The sequence below is a fragment of the Lysinibacillus sp. FW301-JW8 genome (genome assembly GCF_058788755.1).
Genome location: NZ_JBYTBB010000006.1, coordinates 24,512 through 46,169 on the forward strand (window position 1 = coordinate 24,512; position 21,658 = coordinate 46,169).

At 37.6% G+C, this 21,658-nt stretch carries 23 protein-coding genes and 1 other annotated feature; of the genes, 19 read left to right on the forward strand and 4 right to left on the reverse strand.

All coding sequences use genetic code 11. From position 1 onward, the window contains the following. Positions 1-61: 61 nt before the first annotated feature. Positions 62-298 (reverse strand) — a binding site (T-box leader). A gap of 216 nt (positions 299-514) precedes the next feature. Beyond that, on the forward strand, positions 515-1,099 hold the full coding sequence (locus AC3WOM_RS04015) for an HD domain-containing protein (protein WP_427537575.1): 585 nt from the start codon (positions 515-517) through the stop codon (positions 1,097-1,099). Between the two features lie 78 nt (positions 1,100-1,177). Here AC3WOM_RS04015 and AC3WOM_RS04020 read toward each other — a convergent pair whose 3' ends face one another. Continuing rightward, positions 1,178-2,872 carry a methyl-accepting chemotaxis protein gene (locus AC3WOM_RS04020; RefSeq protein WP_492445117.1) on the reverse strand — a complete coding sequence of 565 codons (1,695 nt, stop codon included), beginning with the start codon at positions 2,870-2,872 and terminating at the stop codon, positions 1,178-1,180. A gap of 313 nt (positions 2,873-3,185) precedes the next feature. On the opposite strand from AC3WOM_RS04020, the gene AC3WOM_RS04025 reads away from it, so the two are divergent. The 5 genes from AC3WOM_RS04025 to AC3WOM_RS04045 all read left to right on the forward strand — a co-directional run bounded on the left by AC3WOM_RS04025 (position 3,186) and on the right by AC3WOM_RS04045 (position 6,261). Next, positions 3,186-3,680 (forward strand): DUF1648 domain-containing protein, encoded by a 495-nt coding sequence (locus AC3WOM_RS04025; protein ID WP_492445118.1) that lies wholly within the window; start codon positions 3,186-3,188, stop codon positions 3,678-3,680. Positions 3,681-3,976: 296 nt separating this feature from the next. Then, complete coding sequence (locus AC3WOM_RS04030; RefSeq protein ID WP_492445120.1) at positions 3,977-4,414, forward strand: DUF1801 domain-containing protein; 438 nt, start codon at positions 3,977-3,979, stop codon at positions 4,412-4,414. Next, complete coding sequence (locus tag AC3WOM_RS04035; protein WP_492445121.1) at positions 4,411-4,788, forward strand: VOC family protein; 378 nt, start codon at positions 4,411-4,413, stop codon at positions 4,786-4,788. Before AC3WOM_RS04030 ends, AC3WOM_RS04035 begins: the two co-directional genes overlap by 4 nt. Positions 4,789-4,806: 18 nt before the next feature. Next, positions 4,807-5,262: a nucleoside deaminase gene (locus AC3WOM_RS04040; protein WP_492445123.1), complete on the forward strand. Its 456-nt coding sequence runs from the start codon at positions 4,807-4,809 to the stop codon at positions 5,260-5,262. Between the two features lie 18 nt (positions 5,263-5,280). After that, positions 5,281-6,261 carry a GNAT family N-acetyltransferase gene (locus AC3WOM_RS04045; RefSeq protein WP_492445125.1) on the forward strand — a complete coding sequence of 327 codons (981 nt, stop codon included), beginning with the start codon at positions 5,281-5,283 and terminating at the stop codon, positions 6,259-6,261. A 42-nt stretch (positions 6,262-6,303) separates the two neighbouring features. On the opposite strand, the gene AC3WOM_RS04050 is transcribed toward AC3WOM_RS04045, so the two are convergent. Next, positions 6,304-6,741, reverse strand: coding sequence for an Rrf2 family transcriptional regulator (locus tag AC3WOM_RS04050; RefSeq protein ID WP_054771049.1), 438 nt, complete (start codon positions 6,739-6,741; stop codon positions 6,304-6,306). 190 nt (positions 6,742-6,931) lie between these two features. On the opposite strand from AC3WOM_RS04050, the gene hmpA reads away from it, so the two are divergent. The 11 genes from hmpA (at position 6,932) to AC3WOM_RS04105 (ending at position 15,062) form a co-directional block, all read left to right on the forward strand. Then, positions 6,932-8,098, forward strand: coding sequence for an NO-inducible flavohemoprotein (gene hmpA, locus AC3WOM_RS04055; protein WP_492445127.1), 1,167 nt, complete (start codon positions 6,932-6,934; stop codon positions 8,096-8,098). 243 nt (positions 8,099-8,341) lie between these two features. Next, on the forward strand, positions 8,342-8,602 hold the full coding sequence (locus tag AC3WOM_RS04060) for a metal-sensitive transcriptional regulator (RefSeq protein ID WP_427537599.1): 261 nt from the start codon (positions 8,342-8,344) through the stop codon (positions 8,600-8,602). A 125-nt stretch (positions 8,603-8,727) separates the two neighbouring features. Further along, positions 8,728-9,069: a rhodanese-like domain-containing protein gene (locus AC3WOM_RS04065; protein ID WP_492445129.1), complete on the forward strand. Its 342-nt coding sequence runs from the start codon at positions 8,728-8,730 to the stop codon at positions 9,067-9,069. 13 nt (positions 9,070-9,082) lie between these two features. Beyond that, positions 9,083-9,379 carry a rhodanese-like domain-containing protein gene (locus AC3WOM_RS04070; RefSeq protein WP_427537605.1) on the forward strand — a complete coding sequence of 99 codons (297 nt, stop codon included), beginning with the start codon at positions 9,083-9,085 and terminating at the stop codon, positions 9,377-9,379. A 59-nt stretch (positions 9,380-9,438) separates the two neighbouring features. Continuing rightward, a complete protein-coding gene (locus tag AC3WOM_RS04075; protein ID WP_492445130.1) occupies positions 9,439-9,993 on the forward strand; it encodes a sulfurtransferase TusA family protein in 555 nt (184 codons plus the stop codon). Between the two features lie 12 nt (positions 9,994-10,005). Further along, positions 10,006-10,401, forward strand: coding sequence for a DsrE/DsrF/DrsH-like family protein (locus tag AC3WOM_RS04080; protein ID WP_427537611.1), 396 nt, complete (start codon positions 10,006-10,008; stop codon positions 10,399-10,401). An 87-nt stretch (positions 10,402-10,488) separates the two neighbouring features. Beyond that, positions 10,489-11,616, forward strand: coding sequence for an MBL fold metallo-hydrolase (locus tag AC3WOM_RS04085; RefSeq protein WP_492445131.1), 1,128 nt, complete (start codon positions 10,489-10,491; stop codon positions 11,614-11,616). A 159-nt stretch (positions 11,617-11,775) separates the two neighbouring features. After that, positions 11,776-12,003 (forward strand): sulfurtransferase TusA family protein, encoded by a 228-nt coding sequence (locus AC3WOM_RS04090; RefSeq protein ID WP_427537822.1) that lies wholly within the window; start codon positions 11,776-11,778, stop codon positions 12,001-12,003. 161 nt (positions 12,004-12,164) lie between these two features. After that, complete coding sequence (locus AC3WOM_RS04095; protein ID WP_492445132.1) at positions 12,165-12,944, forward strand: sulfite exporter TauE/SafE family protein; 780 nt, start codon at positions 12,165-12,167, stop codon at positions 12,942-12,944. 228 nt (positions 12,945-13,172) lie between these two features. Further along, positions 13,173-13,877 (forward strand): DsbA family oxidoreductase, encoded by a 705-nt coding sequence (locus tag AC3WOM_RS04100; protein WP_492445133.1) that lies wholly within the window; start codon positions 13,173-13,175, stop codon positions 13,875-13,877. Positions 13,878-14,111: 234 nt separating this feature from the next. Further along, positions 14,112-15,062 (forward strand): c-type cytochrome, encoded by a 951-nt coding sequence (locus AC3WOM_RS04105; RefSeq protein WP_492445134.1) that lies wholly within the window; start codon positions 14,112-14,114, stop codon positions 15,060-15,062. A gap of 39 nt (positions 15,063-15,101) precedes the next feature. Here the strand turns inward: AC3WOM_RS04105 and AC3WOM_RS04110 are convergent, their stop codons facing one another. After that, complete coding sequence (locus AC3WOM_RS04110; protein ID WP_492445135.1) at positions 15,102-16,796, reverse strand: FAD-dependent oxidoreductase; 1,695 nt, start codon at positions 16,794-16,796, stop codon at positions 15,102-15,104. Positions 16,797-17,054: 258 nt separating this feature from the next. Between AC3WOM_RS04110 and AC3WOM_RS04115 the strand changes: the two genes are divergently transcribed. Both AC3WOM_RS04115 and AC3WOM_RS04120 read left to right on the forward strand, forming a co-directional pair. Then, positions 17,055-19,043, forward strand: coding sequence for an ABC1 kinase family protein (locus AC3WOM_RS04115; RefSeq protein WP_427537629.1), 1,989 nt, complete (start codon positions 17,055-17,057; stop codon positions 19,041-19,043). Between the two features lie 337 nt (positions 19,044-19,380). Further along, positions 19,381-20,499 (forward strand): C40 family peptidase, encoded by a 1,119-nt coding sequence (locus AC3WOM_RS04120; protein WP_427537632.1) that lies wholly within the window; start codon positions 19,381-19,383, stop codon positions 20,497-20,499. Positions 20,500-20,594: 95 nt separating this feature from the next. Here the strand turns inward: AC3WOM_RS04120 and ytvI are convergent, their stop codons facing one another. Further along, positions 20,595-21,653: a sporulation integral membrane protein YtvI gene (ytvI, locus tag AC3WOM_RS04125; protein ID WP_427537635.1), complete on the reverse strand. Its 1,059-nt coding sequence runs from the start codon at positions 21,651-21,653 to the stop codon at positions 20,595-20,597. Positions 21,654-21,658: the final 5 nt, after the last annotated feature.

Here is a 21,658-nt window from a genome sequence, read left to right on the forward strand (position 1 = left end):
AAAGCTACATTTAGGCCAAAAATCGTTTAAATCAAAATAAAAAAACCCGTCTCTATTTAAAAATAGAGACGAGTTTATGCTCGCGGTACCACTCTAATTGACCTTCTCTTTACAGAAAAAGTCCCCTTATCGACAGCTATCACTGTCTATCCCAATAACGGAGGAAACCGACATCCCTTACTTAAGTTCAGGGAGTAGCTCATGGACGAGTTCAAAATGTGTGTCTACCGATTTTCACCAACCATCGGCTCTCTACAAGTACACAGGCACTTCTACTATTTCCAATCTTGGCCTACAATGTGTTGTTGAAAGCAATCATACTTGGATATTGTGAATCTGTCAATAATATTCTAAAAATTAATTTTTTTCTGTCTAATCGTTTTCGAAATATCCCTATTTTAGAATAAAGCGAAATGGTTTATTTCCATTATGAACGGCCATTTACGTGAGTTAATAAAAATTCTAATATATGCTATAGAAATATAGGGATAAAGTACAAAAGGGGGATACATTAATGGATTTACAGAACACATTAAAATTTTTGCATGTAGCAGAAGGCTTAAAGCGCGAGCTGCGTCATAGCTGGCTTTCAGATGGGAGACAGGAAAGTGTAGCCGAGCATACATGGCGGGTAGCATTAATGGCAATGGCTATTGAGGAACACTTACCGCAAAAAGTGAATAGCGAACGTTTATTAAAAATGATTATTATTCATGATTTAGTGGAGGTGTATGCAACCGATATTCCCGCCTTTGATACGATGAATGATATAAGGGCAAAGGAACAAAAGAGAGAAAATGAAATCAAAGCAATCGAAAAAATTAGAAGTTTGCTAGGCAATGATACAGGTCAGCAATTTTATGATTTGTGGTTTGAATTTGAGCATAAGAAAACGTATGAAGCAAAAGTAGCAAATGCTTTAGATAAACTTGAAGCGCAAATTCAGCACAATGAAGCTGCTATCGAAACGTGGTTACCGATTGAGCGTGAAATGGTATTTTTACTACGTAGACATACAGAATTTGATGATGTGTTAGACGAGTTAAAAGATATCATTGAGGCAGAAGGAGTAGAAAAAATTCAGGCAGATAATAAATGATAAGAATCTGCTAGTTTTCTATGGGAAGTAGATATTTCAACTTACCAATGTAGAAAACGGGCAGATTCTTTTGGTATTTTATTCTATTTTAAAGCGTGAAACTTGAGTTTGTAATTCCTCAGCCATATTTGAAAGTGTAGCGGCAGAGGCAGCAACCTCTTCAATTGTGGCTAACTGTTCTTCAGAGGCAGAGGCTACATTTTGTAAGTTAGAAGAAGACATCTGTGCAATTGTTGCTATTTCGTCGAAGGATGTATAAATCTGCTCCGCACTTGAAGACATTTCTTCTGAAACGGTCGTTGCTTCTTGAATTTGCTTGGAAACCTGTTCAATCAATTCAACAATTTTTGAAAAGCCCTCCTCAGCTACCTTTACAACTTGTATGCCGGTTTGAACCTCTTGTGTACCAGTATCCATAACAGACACCGCACGATTTGTATCATGCTGAATTTCGGAAATGAGGCTAGCAATTTGTTCAGCAGATTGCTTAGATTGCTCTGCTAATTTTTTTACTTCATCCGCAACAACAGCAAATCCGCGACCATGATCTCCTGCACGAGCTGCCTCAATTGCAGCATTTAATGCCAGTAAATTTGTTTGCTCTGCAATATCTGTAATAAGATCAATAATATTACCTATTTCTACAGAGTGGTTCCCTAAGTTTTTGACAACGCCCGCAGATTCTAAAACGGCTGTTTGAATTGTATCCATTTGTGTAATAACACGGAGTAACGAATCATTACCTTTGTTAGCCTCAGCATTCGTTTTCATTGCAAGCTCAGAAACAGCAGCTGTAGTCGTTGCCAATTGCTGAATGCCTCTTGTCATATTTTTCATAGCTTCAGAGCTTTCAGTAGCATTTTTACCTTGAGCTTCAGAGCCACTTGCTACCTCCTGTATCGAGGAAGTAATCTGCTCTGTTGCTTGGATTGTTTGATCTGCACTTGCTGTTAATTCAGCAGCAGAGCCACTTACCTGTACAGTATTGTGACGAACATTTGTAATGAGTTCCTTTAAATTTAGAGCCATTTGATTGAAGGCAAGTGCTAAATCACCAACCTCATCACGATTCTTTATACGAATTTGCTCTGCCGTTAAATCACCCTCGGCAATTTTTTGTGCTGCTCTAGCCATCCCTTTAATAGGTCGAGAAATAAGACTACCCATGGTAATAGCAATTATCAGACTAATGACAACAGCAAACACCCCAAGTATAATCATTTGAAATTTAATCGATTGAATTTCTTTAGTTGTCGCAGCGATTTTACCATCTATATACTCACTTTGATAATTGGCAAGGTTTTCTACGCGTGCATCGAATTGCTTAATAATCAGTCGTCCCTGTGTACTATCAAGCTTTTCGTATTGTTCTGTTTCTCCAGCAGCCTTTAAGGAAAACATGCGATCTGCGAATTGCTGGACATTTTGCTCACTTTTATTGATAGCCTCTAATAATTCAATAGATTCATTAGTATAGAAAGATGCCATTAACTCTTCTGATTTCTTTTTGAATTCTTCCCGTGATTCATTGTTGCTTTGAAGATTTTGTTTATCTCCAAGTAATAAATACCCTCTTAGGCTTACAATTTCTTGCTTCGCAATCGCTCGAAGCTCCTGAATACTGATAGATCTAGTAGTTTGTTCTTCAAGTAACACACGATATGTTTGATTAACGGAATTAAGCTGTTTAATGTTTAACCCGATTGTGCCAACTAAAACCAAAATAACAATAAAAAAACCGAGTATTAATTTCTTGTAGATAGTAAATCGCATAGTTGAAGTTTCCTTTCTCAGTAATTTAGTATAAATGTTACAAAAAAATGAAATATGTATATATACCATTTATATCAGATTATATGAATTTTACAAAGTATTAAGAGTATTTTCACGTTAATTAATAAAACTAATAAGGAAGTAATTTGTAGAGAAAATGATAAAAAATATAGAAATAATACGTACTTAACTTGTATCAAAAGCGGATAGTTAATGATAGAACATAAACAAATACGACAATCCTCATAAATTTGAAACTTAATGTGCTGTAGTGACGTAGAATCAATAAAGAATCGACTAGGGATGTGAGAAGGTGTATAGACCAATTTTGAAATTGCCAAAAACAAAGTTTGAAAAGCTATGGGACTCTATTGGTTGTGGAATATTTGTACTGTCCATCCTTTATATTTTTATCATGTGGGGTGAAATACCTGAAGAGATTCCAGGCCATTTTAATGGTGCAGGAGAAGTGGATCGTTGGGGCTCAAAAATAGAACTGTTTATTCTTCCGTTTATTGGAATATTCCTCTGGATATTATTGAGTCTGCTTGAAAGGGCTCCGCATATGCACAATTACCCAGCACGTTTAAACGAAAATAATGTTGAGGCATTTTATTTAAATAGCCGTAAGACTTTAAATGAAATAAAAAACATTTGTTTAATTATCTTTGCTGCAATATCATTTCAGATGGTTCGAATTGCTATTGGGGAGATAGAAACTCTTGGCTGGTGGTTCCTTCCGATTGTGATATTGGGAACAGCTATACCGATAATTAAGAGCATAGTAGCGACTTTTAAAATAAAATAGTATTTATGCACTCAAACGCTTGTGGAATAATCCGAGCGTTTTTTTGTATGCAAATTATAAGAGATAAAAATGGCGTGGAAAGTTAGAGGTGCACAATATAATCGTACTATTTCTTTTGTCATTTCTAGTAATAAAATGGTATCGTATTTACAAAATATATTTCATTTTAAATTTATCCACAAAGGGTAATAAAGAAGTGCGATTCGAAATGATATCTTTTATGGGATTTTTCAAATTTGCATTGATTGAGCGAGACGTTTGTGTACAAAATAACTATATTAGAAAGGAGGCTGAGCATGACGCACACATATATCGAGCAAGTGGATGAAAAATGGCGTGAAAGCTTTGCAAAGCTAGCAGATGTGGTGGAAACAAATTTACCTGAAGGCTTTGAACGCACAATGAATTATGACATGATTAGCTATGTTGTCCCATTATCAACGTATCCTAAGGGTTATCATGTTACACCAAATACACCACTTCCTTTCATTAGCCTTGCTGCACAAAAACGACATTTAGCTGTCTATCATATGGGTCTTTATACAGATAGGGAGTTATTGTCTTGGTTTCAGGAGGAGTATGCAAGGCGTGTACCAACAAAGCTCAATATGGGAAAGAGCTGTATTCGTTTTACAAATTCAAAAAATATTCCGTACGATTTAATTGGTGAACTTGTTGCGAAAATGACACCGATGCAATGGATTACAAAATATGAAGGAGAGTTGACAAAATGAAAAGTGCCACTACCTTTTTAATGTTTCAGGGACAAGCAAATGAAGCTATTCATCAATATCAACAATGGTTTTCGGATTTAGAAATCAAGAGCTTAACATATATGGAAAACTCGCAGCAAATAGCAATGGCTATACTCGATTTGAAAAGTCTGAAAATTATGGTCAATGATAGTGTTATACAGCATAATTTTACTTTTACACCATCCGTCTCTATTTTTCTGGAGTGTGAATCTGTGGAAGAAATCAATCATCTCGCGGCTCAAATGCTAGAGGGTGGAAAGGCGTTAATGCCTCTTGATAATTATGGCTTTTCTAAGCGATTTACGTGGATTGAGGATCGTTTTGGAGTATCTTGGCAGCTTACGTATAATTGATTTTAAAGGAGAGTATATATGAATAAGTGGATGCAGCGAGCTGTAGAACTTGCTCTAGTGAACATAGAACAAGGTGGACAACCGTTTGGGGCCGTATTAGTAAAGGATGAAGAAATTATAGGCGAAGGCGTCAATGAGTTACATCTTCGCCCAGATAGTACTGGTCACGCGGAGCTTTTAGCTGTTCGACGTGCACAGGAAAAGTTACAATCAATGGATTTAACAGGGACTGTTATGTATGCTAGCGGGGCTCCTTGTCCAATGTGTTTTGGTGCGATGGCAATGGCGGGAGTAGATAGGGCATATTTCGCAAATTCTTTAGAGGATGCTATTTCGGTTGGCTTAAGTCGATCTAGTGAGGTATATGTAGATTTATTAAAATTAGAAAATGAACGTTCGTTTCAAATGATTCATATGCCAGTAAAGGATGATGAAAATCCGATGCATATCTGGCATAAATACAACGATGAATGAACTAAAAGGAGAAAGAGAATGGCAGTAACTTTAGTGAGACATGATATTAAATATGCTGAAGCAATGCATGCATTGTCTTCCATGCCACAGGTGCGAGATGCACTAGGGTTACCTGCTGGTAAAGTAGAAGACACAATAAACTTTATTAAACGAGAATGTGTGGATGAAGAGGATGGAAAGACTGTTCCTCGGGTTGTCCTAAATGAAGAAGGACAGTTCATTGGTGTGACAGCATTAATGTTTATCGATCACACTAAAAAAAGCTGTCACATTGGTTCGTGGCTTGGCTATGAATTTTGGGGAAAGGGCTATAATATAGAAGCCAAAACTGCCATTTTAGATATTGCATTTTTTGAGTTAGGGCTAGAACGGGTTTTTGCAGGAGCGAGACAGGTCAATATTCGTTCTCAAAAGGCACAGGAAAAATTGCCATTTATCCGATTAGACGTAGAAAATGATTTTCCAGAGGAGCATGCATGGTTAGAGGTAAAAGAAAAGCAACCATGTGTTTTAAATGTTTTTGAACGTGCAGATTTTGTCCGTTATTGTACAGCCTTAGTAGAGGTGGAAGGCTCACGCGAGAGCTATTTACCACAACTATTATTAGCGGATGAAAGTGAAGAAGCTGTAAGGAAATATGTAAATGATGGTGACTTGTATGAAATTAGATGTGGTGAGCAATTAGCCGGGGTAGCATTACTTCTTGCACAGTCTGACAAGGCAGTGGAGTTGAAAAATATTGCGATTGTACCAAATTATCAGGGGAAGGGGCTTGGCAAGGAAGCATTGCGACAAATAACTAGCATTTGTCACTCTAAAGGATATCAAACAATTTTAGTTGGTACTGCCAATTCAAGTATTGATAATATTGCATTCTATCAAAAGGCAGGCTTTCGTATGGAAGCAATCGAAAAGGACTTTTTTAGTTCTTATTCAGAGCCTATCTATGAAAATGGCATACGTGCATTAGACATGATTTTCTTTTCAAAAAAATTATAGATTATAAAGAAATACCCGTCCAACTTATGTTGAGCGGGTATTTTATTTGCCAAGCAACAGTGCCATCAACTTTTCTTTCGAATGTAAAAAATCATCAAGAGTATAGCGATCTAAAACGGCTAAATAGGCTTGTAAAGCTTCATTTAAGACACCTTTTAGCTGACATTCTGGTGCAATCTTACATAGATTATTTTCTTTATCAAAGCATTCCACTAGATGAAAATCCTCTTCTGTTTGACGCACTATTGCACCAATTGTGATAGTTTTAGGATCAATTGCTAGTCGTATACCTCCACCTCGCCCACGAATTGTTTCAATGTAGCCAAGTAATCCGAGCTGATGGGTAACTTTCATTAAATGGTTTTTTGATATATTATAAGCATCCGAAATTTCTTGAATGGTTGATAATTCACCGTCTTCCTTCGCACCTAGGTAAATAAGTGTTCGAAGAGAGTAATCTGTGTATAAAGTTAGACGCATAAGAACACCCTACTTTCTGTAGTTCACAATAATTATAGCATTTTTACTTTGAAGTATAATAAATTCAATACTTTTTTTAAGATGTATTTAAAATACATTAATTATGTCCATTTTGTTAAAGATGTATTTTAGATATTGCTTTTGAAGAATGAAAGCGATATATTGTAATCACGAAAGGATGGTATGCGATATGTTAAAACAAGAAACAGTACAAATTATTAAAGCGACGGTTCCTGTATTAGAAGTTCATGGTGTTGAAATTACAAAGACGTTTTACAAAAATATGTTTCAAGCTCATCCGGAATTATTAAATATCTTTAATCACACAAACCAAGAAAAAGGTCGTCAACAAACAGCGTTAGCAAACACAGTTTATGCTGCTGCTGTTCATATTGAGAATTTAGGGGCAATTTTGCCAGCAGTGATGTTAATCGCACATAAGCATCGTAGTTTAGGTATTTTACCTGAGCATTATCCCATTGTTGGAGAATATTTATTAAAAGCCATTAAAGAAGTGCTTGGTGATGCGGCAACAGATGACATTATTAATGCATGGGCTGAGGCTTATGGTGTAATCGCAGATGTTTTCATTCAAGTAGAAGAAGAGTTATACCAAAAAGCTGAAGGTAATGGCGGTTGGCGTTTATTTAAACCATTAAAAGTAGCGAAAAAAGTAGTAGAAAGTGATCTTGTTACTTCTGTTTACTTTGAAAATGAAGATGGCTCACCACTACCAGTTTATGAACCAGGTCAATACATTAGCATTCGTGTGACAGTACCAGGTGAAGAGTATTTAATGAATCGTCAATACACGCTTTCACAGGCGAGCGCAGAAGAAGGCTATCGCATTTCGGTGAAGCGTGAAAGTGATCAAACGCCAAATGGTAAAGTTTCGAACTTTATTCACGATAACTTACAAGTTGGGGATTTAGTTGATGTAAGTGTTCCAGCTGGGTTATTTGTTTTAGAAGAAACTACGGCTCCAATTACATTTGTCAGCGGTGGTATCGGTGTAACGCCATTAAACAGTATGCTGCAATCACTGAAAAATGATGCTGCAAATGAAGTAAACTTTATCCAATGTGCACGTAATGAAAAAGTTATAGCATTTAGCGATGATATTCAAGGAAAAGTGGATGCACTTCCTAATGCGACTTATACAGCGTTATACTCTGACGAAGATAAGCAAATCACAAAAGAAATATTAGCGGAAAAAGTAGTAGATAACACAGATGTTTATGTATGTGGACCTGTTGGCTTTATGGAAGCTGTTATTAAACATTTACAAGAAATTGGCGTGAAAGATGAAAAGATTCACTATGAATTCTTTGGTCCAGCCATGCAATTAGCAAAATAAAAATACCGGAAATCCCTGCTATGAGTAACGGCTCATAGCGGGGTTTTTTCTGTAGCTGAGATGGATAGGAACCATTAAGTGGCGGATAGAATTCTAAAACTGATGGATTGAAATCCTGAAATGACGGATAGAACCTTGAGGGAATATAGAAAAAACTTTTGTGTTGACAATATACCTTACGGGGTATAATATGAATCTCGTAAGCAGGTTCTGTCAATCAAATGAAAAGGGGGTATGAACGGAGTGGCATATGGTCCAAAAACAGCAAATCGTGTGAAGCGAATCGAGGGTCAGTTACGCGGTGTATTGCGCATGATGGAGGAAGAACAACACTGTAAAGATGTGATTACACAGCTATCTGCCGTACGTTCTGCGGTTGATCGAACAATTGGCGTTATTGTTAGTGAAAATTTATTAGACTGTGTAACGACTGCTGAAGGAGATGCTGGAAAGATGAATATGGCTATCCAAGAGGCAATGGATTTAGTGGTGAAAAGTAGATAAAGCCCCTGGCGAATGTCATAGATTTTGAAGATGAACTTTTCGAGCGAGCTCGAAAAAAATCCGGACACAATTACGCTGGGGCGTAATTGATATACCCTTTATAGTATAAAAGGAGGCAGTTAGATTTGGAGACTTGGTTTATTATTGCAATTGTTATTGCATTTTTAGTCTGGAGAATGATGCCTGTAAAAGGCGTGCGATCAATCTCAGCGACACAACTAAAAAATATTCTACATGATAAAGATAAAGTTTTTATCGATGTACGAACACCGGCTGAATATAAGGGACGTAATATCCCTCAGTTTAAAAATATTCCGCTAGGTTCTAGTTTTAATCAATTGCCAAAGGGTAAAGAAATAGTTGTCATTTGTCAAAGTGGCATGCGCAGTAGTCAGGCGTGTAAGCAATTAAAAAAACAAGGCTTTGAACGCGTTACAAATGTCCGTGGTGGCATGAGTGCCTATTAGGAGGAGACGAAGCATGAAGGAGATTCCAGCAAAAGAAGTGCAACTGGTATTAGAGCAAGGTCAGCCAATCCATTTAATTGATGTACGTGAAGTAGATGAGGTGGAGGCTGGACATATTCCAGGTATTATTCATATCCCACTTGGTTTACTTGAATTTCGAATGCATGAGCTGAATAAACATGAATCGTATGTTGTGATTTGTCGCTCAGGTGGTCGTAGTGGGCAAGCTGCTCAATTTTTAGAAAGCTATGGCTTTGATGTTGCGAATATGGTTGGTGGTATGCTTGCTTGGAATGGTGAAGTGAAGTAAAAAAAGTGTTATATTTTTTTGAATAAAATAATACCCTTATAGGTATAAGGAGGAGAATTATGAGTATTAAGGTGGATTTTCAGCTAGATGCTAAAGGACTTTCTTGTCCAATGCCGATTGTAAGGGCGAAAAAGGCAATGGCTGATCTAGTGGAAGGGCAAATATTAGAAATATCGGCAACAGATAAGGGGTCAAAGGCTGATATTGCCGCTTGGGCTGAAACTGTGGGGCACCAATATATTGGGACTACGGAAGAAGAAAATGTGCTTAAGCATTATATTCGTAAATGCTCAAATGAAGTCATGGAGGAAAAAACATTTCCGCAGACAATTGATATAGAGCAAATTATAGGTAAAGAAGGATTAATTCTTGATGTGCGTGAAGAAGCAGAATTTGCCTTTGGACATATTGAAGGGGCTAAATCTATACCGATGGGTGAGCTAGAGTCACGTCTTCTCGAGCTTAATCAAGATCAGGAGATTTATGTTATTTGCCGCACAGGGAAGCGAAGTGATTTTGGTGCACAAAAACTTGCCGCACATGGGTTCTCAAAGGTATTTAACGTCTTGCCGGGTATGACTTCTTGGAAAGGCGATTTAATAAAAACAATTTAGGAGGAATTTATGATGTCAAACAAAGTAGCAATTATTGCGAGTAATGGTGGGCTTTTCGATGCTTATAAGGTGTTCAATATCGCAACAGCAGCAGCAGCTTCGGAGAAAGAGGTAGCCATCTTCTTCACATTTGAAGGGTTAAATTTTATTCATAAGCAAGGTATGCATGCATTACCGATGCCTGCTGGAGCGGAACATTTTGCACAGGGCTTTGCCAATGCTAATGTGCCAGCCATCCCACAATTAGTGGAAATGGCGCAGGAACTAGGTGTGAAATTTATCGCATGTCAAATGACAATGGATGTAATGGGTTTAACAACTGATGATTTTATTGATGGTATTGAAGTTGGTGGAGCTGTTACATTCTTAGAGTTTGCGAAGGACGCTGCACCGTCATTGTCATTCTAATTGTCTGCAAAAAACAAAGAAAAAGCGGAGAGGGATATCCTTTCCGCTAAAAAATTCAATAAAATAATACCTTGGGGGGTAAAGGGAATGTCAGTTCTAAAATGGAACGCAGCACAAGTGGCTAAAAAAGTAATTGATAACGAAGAGTTATTTATTTTAGATGTACGTAATGTAGATGCATTTGAAGACTGGAAAATTGACGGTCATAGATTTGAGTATCTGAATATCCCATATTTTGAACTGTTAGATGGTGTTGAGGATATTTTGCCAAAGATCCCGACTAATAAGGATATTTTAGTCGTTTGTGCCAAAGAGGGGTCATCGGTGATGGTCGCAGAAATGCTATCAGAAGCGGGTCGTGATGTTGCTTATTTAGATGGGGGAATGAAAACGTGGAGTGAATATTTAGAACCCATTAAAGTAGGTGATTTAACAGGTGGAGGAGAGCTTTACCAGTTTGTGCGTTTAGGGAAGGGCTGCCTTTCTTATATGGTGATCTCTGAGGGAGAGGCTGCTATTATTGATGCCGTTCGATTTACTGATGTATTTATAAATTTTGCGAAAGAGAAAAACGTGACAATCAAATATGTTTTGGATACACATTTACATGCTGACCATATTTCAGGTGGGCGTCATATCGCGGCAGCTACAGGTGCTGTGTATTATTTACCACCAAAAGATGCAGAGGAGGTTGTCTTTGACTATACACCTTTAGTCGATGGCACGACTGTTCAAATTGGTGCATCTAACATAGATGTAGGAGCCATTTATTCGCCAGGACATACAATTGGCTCAACATCTTTTGTAGTGGACAGCAAGTATTTATTAACGGGTGATATTTTATTTATCGATTCAATTGGTCGTCCCGATTTAGCTGGGCTCGCTGCTGATTGGGTAGGAGATTTACGTAATACACTTTACAAGCGCTATCGTGAACTTTCTGATGATCTCGTAGTCTTACCAGCACATTTTATGATTATTGATGAGTTAAATGAAGATGGGACAGTTGCTAAACGTCTAGGGCAGTTATTCGTAGAAAATCATGGATTAAATATTGAGGATGAAGCAGAATTCCGAAGTATTGTCACAGAGCAATTGCCGCCGCAGCCTAATGCCTATCAAGAAATCCGTCAGGTAAACATGGGGAAAATCACACCGGAGCTAGACGAGCAAACTGAGATGGAGATAGGACCTAATCGCTGCGCAGTTCGATAAGGCCATCGTTCAACCATGGTGAAATGCAATGAGTATGCATGTATGTTTGTGGCATGTAAATATCGTGAAGTGAAGGCGCTCATTCTTCGTACAGTCATGAAAAAACAAGGACAATCGGTAAAATCGCTTACAACCTTTGCCGATCTGAAGGAGAAAAATATGAAATCAAATTTACAACTAGATGCAAAGGGCTTATCCTGCCCTATGCCAATCGTGAAGACAAAAAAGGCTATGGATACTTTAGCTTCAGGTGAAATTTTAGAGGTTCAAGTAACAGATAAAGGGGCTCTTGCAGATATTCCTGCTTGGGCTAAAGCTGGTGGTCATACGATACTAGGTCAATCTGAAGAAGCTGGTATCATGACATTTTTAATTCAGAAAGTTTAAGGTTTGTGAGGGCTGTCTATCTAGAAGAATAGAGCAGCCCTTCTGTTATCAGGTGGAATATAATTTGTTTAACGTAGTAAACATTCTGTGTGGAAGTGGAAAACTTGCAGTTGAAATATTGGCTTTATCTTTAGTGGATTTGACAGAAAGAAGGAAAATAAATGGATATTACATGGATCATAACAATATTTTTGATTGGTTTTATCGGTTCATATATATCAGGGATGCTAGGTATTGGCGGTTCAATTATTAAATATCCAATGTTACTATATATTCCGCCTTTGTTTGGATTCGCAGCATTTTCAGCACATGAGGTATCGGGAATAAGTGCAGTACAAGTGTTTTTTGCCTCTATAGCTGGAGTATGGGCTTATCGTAAAGGAGGTTTTTTGAATAAATTCCTTATTATTAATATGGGTGGTGCTATATTAGTTGGTAGTTTCGTCGGCAGCTTCGGCTCCAAATTTTTGTCAGAGGCAGGCGTTAACATTGTTTATGGCATATTGGCATTGATTGCCGCAGTGATGATGTTTATTCCTAAGAAGCAGATTGATGACAAACCATTGCACGAGGTGACATTTAATAAACTAGTAGCTGCCATATTAGCATTTATTGTTGGTATTGGCTCTGGAATTGTTGGAGCAGCTGGTGGCTTTTTATTAGTCCCTATTATGTTGGTGATACTAGGTATACCAACCCGTATGACGATTGCCTCTAGCCTTGCCATTACCTTTATCTCCTCAATCGGTGGAACAATTGGAAAGCTGATGACAGGGCAGGTTGATTATTATCCTGCAATCATTATGATTGTGGCAAGTCTTATAGCAGCTCCTCTTGGTGCACGAGCAGGAAAAAAATTAAATACAAAAGTTTTACAAGCTATTTTAGCAGTGCTAATTTTAGCAACTGCCATTAAAATTTGGATAGATATTTTATCTTGATTCAGCAAATGTTTTTTTGTATCGAAAGCATATCGACAGATACAGAAGACTCCCACCTCTATAGGAATGCAATTTTCTTCCTATTCAGTGGGTGTACAAACGCCCGCTGAATCAAGATAAAGCCCCTGGCGGATGTCACGGATTTTAAAGAGGAGCTTTTCGAGCGAGCTCGAAAAAAATCCGGACGCAATTACGCTAGGGCGTAATTGATAGGGAGGGCTGTAGAAAATGAAAATTGAAATTTTCTCAGATTTTACTTGTCCGTTCTGTTATATCGGTAAACGTGAATTGGAACGTGCCATCGATTCGGCTGGATATACTGGGCAAGTAGAGATTGAGTATAAAGCATTTCAAATAGCGCCAGATACACCTAGGGAGAATGCACCTATGTTATATGAGGGAATGGTAGCGAAATTTGACTCAACGCTAGAAGAAGTAAAGAAAATGACAATGAACATAGCCATGCGAGCAACGGAGGTGGGGCTTCACTACAACTTCGAAGAAATGAAAACAGCTCATACTGAAACAGCACATCGATTAGCAAAGTGGGTAAGACAGTTCGGTAAAGACTCGGAGTATACAGAAGCACTGATGAGAGGATACTTTTTAGAGGGTGAAGATGTAAACGATTCTAATTTTCTATTAACAGTTATTGAAGCGCTTGACTTAGATGTCAACCTTGCAAAGGAAGTTATAGAGTCCAATGATTTTAGTGAAGCTTTAGATAAAGATCGCTATGATGTACAGCAGCTTGGTGTACAAAGTGTGCCATTCTTTGTTTTTAAAAATCGTTACGGTATTAAAGGGGCAGAGCCGAATGAGGTTTTCGTCCGAACGTTGCATCAAGCAGTAGAGATAGCAGGTATTCAACCTGTTTTAAAGATGACAGGTGATGGAGAAGCTTCCTGTGCTGCTGGTGAGTGTAAAATATAACAATGGATAAAGTGCCGAGTACTATTTGTACTTGGCATTTTTATTTCAGAAAGATCCATATACTACAAGAGGTATTAAGTAGTGTTTATTGTGTTATAGAACAATATTTATTTCATAATTTATCCATTTTTATCATCTGAATGGTTCTATTTTAGCCAGGTGTGAGAAAAATCACATCTAGAAATACATTATTCTGCTAAAATATAGGTGAGTATACAAAGGGGGGTATTATAGATGAAACCTATCGTAGCAGGAGTAGCAGGAACAGTGCTGTTAGCAGGCACGCTCTTTATAGGAGCAGCCATTAGTGACAAAATTTTAGGTGGTGCTAATGGAGAAACTGAAGAAGCAGCAACACAATCAAAAATACCAACATCAGCAGCTGCGCAGTCAGTTGTCTATGCACCGCCAAGTATTGAGGAAGTACCAGAGGGACCTATGAAGGAAGCCATCTTGTACGGCTATGAGCTAGTTAATAATACACATGTTGCTGCGGAAGAATATGTTGGAAACCAATTGTCTTGTACAAGCTGTCATGCAGGAGCGGGGTATGATGAGCAAGCATCGTCATTAGTTGGCGTTATGGCAAATTATCCGCAATATATTGCCCGTTCTGGTGATATTGTGACAATAGAAGAGCGTATTAATGGTTGTATGGTTCGTAGTATGAATGGTAAAAAATTTGACATGAATAGCAGGGAATTAGAGGCAATGGTATCTTATTTTGCCTATATCTCAGAAGGGGTTCCGATTGGAGCTGAACGTGAATGGGCAGGCACAAGTAATATGAAAAGTGTTCCAATACCAGATGTCGCAAATGGTGAAACATTATATGGACAATCTTGTATAGCCTGTCATGCAGCGGATGGCGCTGGTACTGGTGCTAATACAGGACCTGCATTATGGGGTGAAAAATCATTTAATGATGGGGCAGGTATTGCACGTATGTCAAAAATGGCTGGTTACATAAAAAATAATATGCCAGTTGGAGCAATTGGATCATTGACTGATCAAGACGCTGCTGATTTAGCTGCCTTTATTTTATCGCAGGACCGACCTGAGTGGGCGAATCATGATAAAGACTGGCCTAAGGGTGGACGTCCAAATGATATTATGGTTAAAGAAAAACGTGACCAAGTAAAAAACGGCACAATAGATTGGGAGCAAGTGCTTTCCACTAATTAAAAATAGGGGATGCTGCAATTTGGCGGCATCCCTTTTAGCTTAATTAAAGTTGTACGCTGTCACAATTTTTTCTCTGTTTGTTGTGACATCTGTAAAGTATTCATATAGACAAATACCTAGGAAGGAGCCTGCTACATTAAAAACATTCGAGAATCCGTTATTCTGTAGGGTCATTACTGCATTGTAGCTTCGTTGTCCAGAACGACAATGAACGTAAACGGGAATATCTTGTGGAATCTCATTCAACCGGTTACGTATCTCACTTAACGGAATATTATGTGCATGGATGAGATGGCCAGCATCATATTCATTTTTTTCTCGCACATCTAAAAAATAGGCATTATTTTCGACAAGATCTCTAACCTCATCAACTTTTATCTGCTTGTAGGTACCGTATAACTGATTTTGAGCGACTAGTGCAGCTAAATTGACAATATCCCGGGCAGTGCTAAACATTGGGGAATAAGTAAGTTCTAATTCCTTTAAGTCCTCTATTGTTCCACCCATTGTAATCATAGTTGCTATAACATCAATACGTTTCTCTGCACTACCTTTTCCAATCGCTTGTGCCCCAAGAATTCTTCCAGTAGGTTCTTCAAAAACAAGCTTGAAGTGGAGTGGATGACTATTTGGCATTAAACCGACTTTATCTGGTGCAATCAGATACACACTCTTAGCTTGAAAGCCTTGTGCTAGTGCAGTTTTTTCATTTAAGCCAGTAGAAGCACATGTAAGATCGAAAATTTGCACGCTTGAAGAACCGATAACTCCTTTATTTTGCTGAGGCATATTGAACATATGGTTTGCTGCTGCCCGTGCCTGTCGTAGTGCAGGACCAGCTAGTGCCAGACGTGTTTGTTTATGAGTCAATTGATGAAATACTTCTATGGCATCACCAACAGCATAAATAGATGGGTCAGATGTGACATAATTAGCATCTACCTTAATTCCGCCAAGTTCACCTATTGCCAGCCCAGCATCTTGCGCTAAAAATGTTTCAGGACGGACGCCAATTGCTAAAACGACAGCCTGTGCCTTTACTTGTTTGCCAGAATTTAGTTCTACATAATCAGCGGCAACCTTGGCTAGACCATCATTGACAATGACATTAACTCCTCGATCCTTCATCTCTTTTTGTAAAATTTGAGCCATATCAAAATCAAAGGGCATCATAATTTGCTGACTAAATTCAACGAGCGAGACATTAAAGCCAGCAAGCTGCAAATTTTCTGCAACCTCTACGCCGATAAATCCGCCGCCAATCACGGCAATATCTTGTATATCATCGCTCTGTATATAACGATTTAAACGGTCTATATCTGAGACATTGCGAACAGTAAAAACGTGAGAAGAATGAATGCCATCCAAGTTAGGGACGATTGGACTTGCCCCAGGGGATAACACTAACGTATCGTAGTTTTCCTCATATTCATTACCTGTGTGTAAATCCTTTACCGTAATTGTTTTTTCTTGTCGGTGAATACGTATCACTTCGTGAAGAACACGTGCTTCAATATTGTATTTCGTTTGAAAGGTCTGCGGTGACATTAAAATCAATTTGTCACTTTTTTCAACAATACCACTTAAGTGAAAGGGTAAAGAACAGTTGGAAAATGAAACATTTGGTCCTTTTTCAAACATAATAATTTCAGCGTGCTCATCAAGACGGCGAATTCGTGCTGCAGCAGAGGCTCCTCCTGCTACACCACCGACTACTAAAAATTTTTTACGCATTTACAGACACATCCTTTTCTTTTTATACGTATATGGGTATGTAGGTATAAAATAAAGATTTATAGCAATAAAGTAGAGTTAAAAATTTAAAAAACGTTGCTATAATTGAATTATATACCCTTCATGGTATTTCATCAATAGAAATATAAAATTCTTTAAATCGGAAGGTGAAGGGGAAAGAGAAACCTAGTAAAAGAAAATAAGTGCCTAAATTTGTTATACTAGCAGTATTAGGAAGTAGCATCGGGGGTGACACTGTTGATTTTTTTAAAGTTTTTAATCCAAATTATTGTTGTATCAGGGCTTATTTATTTTGTCAGCGGGCGCTTAATTGGTTCAAATATTAACTTTGTACGCAGATTTCTTTCAGTACTTATTAGTGTAACGCTAACGTCCTTTGTTTACTGGTACTCCTATTTGCGTCATACGGATTTTTTATCCGAAACGATGATGCAAACAGTAACAGAGGTTAGTACACTTATTTGGATAGGAAGCATGCTACTAATTTCTATGCTGCTTTATCTTGTCTTTGAGCTTTTTGACTCAAGTGGTATTACAGCTGGAGATCGGCGAAATGGTCAAAAAACCTTAGTGTTACGTCTTCGCAGCTATTGGCGGCAGCAAAAGCGTTTACGACAGGTGTTAAAAATCGCTGTAACGAATGGTGTTGTACAAACCATCAAATATGCGAGACAACGGGAAAATGAAAAGGAGCTTGCTATAGCTTTAAGGGCTACATTGGAGCAATGTGGTGGGATATTCATTAAATTTGGTCAAGTCCTTTCTACGCGTAAGGAATTATTCTCTCCAATATTTATTGATGAGCTGGAAAGGCTACAGCATAATGTAAAGCCTCTGCGACCAGAGCAGGTGACTCAAATTTTAGAAAATTCACTTCCAAAGCCCGTAAATGAGGTGTTTGCAAGCTTTCAAATGGAACCAATCGCAGCAGCATCTATTGGACAGGTACATAAAGCACGATTGAAGAATTATGATGAAGTCGTGGTAAAGCTACTGCGTCCAGAGGTGAAGGGGATTATGCGAGATGATCTTGATATTTTAGAGGAATTTGCCAATTGGCTGACAAATAAGTCTACATGGGCTGAATCATTAGGATTTCGGGAATTAGCTGGCGGTTTTGCGGATGGATTACGTGAGGAAATTCATTTAGATATTGAGGTCCGAAATACATTACAGGTGACAAATGCTCTTTCTAAAAGTGATTACAAGGTACGGATTCCTAAAATCTACATGGATTACTGTACTGAAAATATAATTGTTATGGAGTATGTGCGAGGAAAAAGTGTGGCGAGTGGAGCGGCAGAATTTAAACGTTTAAAAATTGATCGTAGGCAATTTGCACGTACCGTTTTATATTCCTTCTTTGAGCAGATGCTTTTTTCAGGTATCTTCCATGCAGATCCACATCCAGGAAATATTCATATCGATGAGACAGATGGTATTCCAATCCTGCTTGATTTTGGAGCAGTTGGTCGCCTAGGAGCAACTCAGCAAGAGGGCTTGAAGCTATTTTTAATGGGCATACAGTTAAATGATTCAAGTATTTTATACGACGGCTTAACATTGTTGGTTGAACATGCAGATCATGCTGAGCGTGCGAGAATGGAACAGGCAATCGACCAAATTTTGTTAAAAATTTCTTATGTAGATCGAATTCCAACTGAAGAATTAATACATGCATTGTTTACGGTTGTTCGTGATTTTGGGCTTGCTTTTTATCCTGCAGTTGGTTTAGCGCTTCGTTCGCTAGTAACATTAGATGGAACATTAAGAGTAATCGATCCGAGTTTTGATATTTTCACTGAATCCAAAGATTTTTCTGCTTCTTATATGCGGGCATCATTCCTCAAGCCATTTAAAGAACCAATGGCCACAAAGGAGCGCTTACAAGAAGAGTTATCAATGCTTATCCCGACATTGCGCAAAATGCCAAGACGGGTTGATCAGCTTATTCAACGAGTAGAGAGTGGAAAAATTATTTTACACCATGATATTTTTTCAGATGAACACAATGCTCGCTTTGTAACCAATTTGTTTTCACGTTTTGTCTTGCTTCTCGTTGGCATCACCTTTGGAATCATTTCAGTAGCACTGTTAGCTATCTCACAATTTATTCATGATTCTTATGCTGTTTATCTGAATACAGCAGCATACTTAGGTTTATTTTTATGTGCAATTTTATTAGTACGACTTTCCATACAAGCATTACGGTCTATGAAGCAATAGGTAAGGGAAAAATCCCTTACCCTTTTTTGTGCAAGAAATATTACAGAAACATTACAAATTTCGAAATAGGTCAAATAGAGCAAAATTAAAAATGTGTAATTTGTAGAAAAAAATAGCGTTAAGTAGATTTTGTGGTCATTTTATCGAATGTTACAGAATTATTTCGAGTTTTACTAAAGTATTAAAAAGACGCGAAATAGTATAAAAGTTATGCTATTAATGCTAAACTTTAAAAGGCTAATGAAAATATAAGAATAAATTTACAAATATACATCGTTCGAGTGACTACATAGAACACGAGAAACGAAATTGATGAGATGAAGGGAAAGAAGTTAACGTGGGTAAGCGCAATAAATGGCGTAAGTCGATGGTACTAGCACTGGCACTAGCTGGCGGCTTATTATTTAATACAGTACAACCAACAGAAGTGCATGCAGAAGAAACTTCTCAACAAATGATCGAGAAAAAAGCTAAAATAGATGCAGAAATTAAAAAACTTCAAGAAGATTTAACAAAACTACAACAAGAGATCGATGAAAAAGTAAAAGTATTTAATCAGGTTCAGGCAGACATTAAAGAAATAGATGCAAGTATTGCTGAGACAGAAAAACGTATTGAGCAACGTTCAGCAATTTTAAGCGAGCGTATGGCTGCATACCAAGCACAGGATAACACAGTGGGTGTCTATTTAAGCGTTGTCCTTGAAGCAAAAAGCTTTGCTGATTTAATGGACCGTGTCGTAGCGGTTAAAACATTAATGGACGCTGACCAAGAACTAGTTGATCAACAGGAAGCAGATAAGGCCAGCCTAGAGCAACAAAAGGCAACATTAGATGAAAAACAAAAAGAGCTTCAAAAACAATTCCAAGAGCTTCAACAAAAGGAAAGCGAAATGGAAGTGAAAAAGGCTGAAAGCGAAGCTAAGTCACTTGCATTAAAAGCACAGATTGCAACAAAACAAGAGGAAGAACGGTTAGAAGCAGAACGTAAAGCAGCAGAGGAAGAAGCAGCTCGTTTACGTGCACTTCAAGCAGCTACTCCGGCTGTACAAGCTTCAAATAACGGAGGCAAAATTGTTTTCGGTTCAGGTTCAGGTACGGCATCTTCAGGTGATGCTATTTCAACTGCAAAGCAATTCCTAGGCCGTAGTTATGTTTGGGGTGGAAGTAACCCATCGACAGGATTTGACTGTTCAGGTCTTGTACAATGGTCTTACAAACAAGCTGGTGTATCTTTACCACGTACAGCATCACAACAATATCTAGCAACTCAACGTATTTCAGCAAGTGAAGCACGTGTAGGTGACCTTGTATTCTTCAGCTACGGCTCTGGTGTAGCGCATGTAGGTATCTACTTAGGAAACAACACTATGATTGATGCTCAAAATAAGGGTGTTGTTGTTGAATCACTTGATTGGTGGAATCAGTATTTAGTTGGCTTTGGTCGTATTCAATAAGCTCAATTAATATATAGACGATTGAATTAACAAAAAGGTCATCTTTGTTTATTACAAAGATGACCTTTTTTTGATACATTATTTCTTTCACATGATTAAATTTTAAAATTCAATTTGATAATACCTGTTTCTTTTAATGCAACGAAGAAAATAATAACGAAGGGTCCAGCAAGTAACCCTATAACACCAAATAATTGTAGACCGATAAACATAGCTATTAATGTTGGTAAAGTGGATAACCCAATATGGTCTCCCATTAATTTAGGCTCGACTACTCGTCGAATAATGAGTAAAATAGCTGCTAAGATGAATAATTTTACAGCGATAGATATATTTCCTATCAGCAGGTGATACAGTGCCCATGGTGCCAATATAATAATGGAACCAAGGAAAGGAATAATGTCAATGATCCATATAATGATAGTCATTGTCACAGCATATTTAGGCTGAATTAATAAAAGGCCAATTAGTGTGACGCCACCAATGATAAAACTAACAAATAAATGTGCCTTCATATAACCAAAAATAGCATCCTTTAAGCGATTTAAAATAATCTTTAATTTGTTTGCAGTGCTAGGCTTCAAATATTTATAAGTGATCTGTTTTAATTTAGGCAGATCTAGCATAAATAGAAAGAGAGCAATCATATATACCAGAAGACTAATGAATAGGCTTGGAATTTCTGAAAAGAAGGCTGTAACTTTGGTATAATTAAAGAAATTCAAAAAAGATTCTTCAATTTTCTTAATGAAATCCATCGTTGTATTTTGAAGCGAGGCACTTACTTCAGGTGGAAAGTCTTCAGTGTATTTAGAAATGTTTTCTTGCATAGTAAGCCACATTTCTGATAGCTTTGAAATATAGTATGGAGCTTGCTTTGAAACTAATATTATTTGAGACATAAGTTGTGTAATCGTAAAGTAACAAATAACAGTAATTAGGATGACACTCACTATGTAAATAACAGCAACTGCAATTTTCCGTGACATTTTCCATTGCCGTTTAAAGAACATAACAATTGGCTCTAAAAAAAATGCGGTGACACCAGCTAAGATGATTGGTACGGAAACAGGGATAATAAAATATGCAGCTACGATTATAGAAATAATCATTATCAATCTAAAAATCAGTTTCCTAGTATTTAATTTATTCATATATT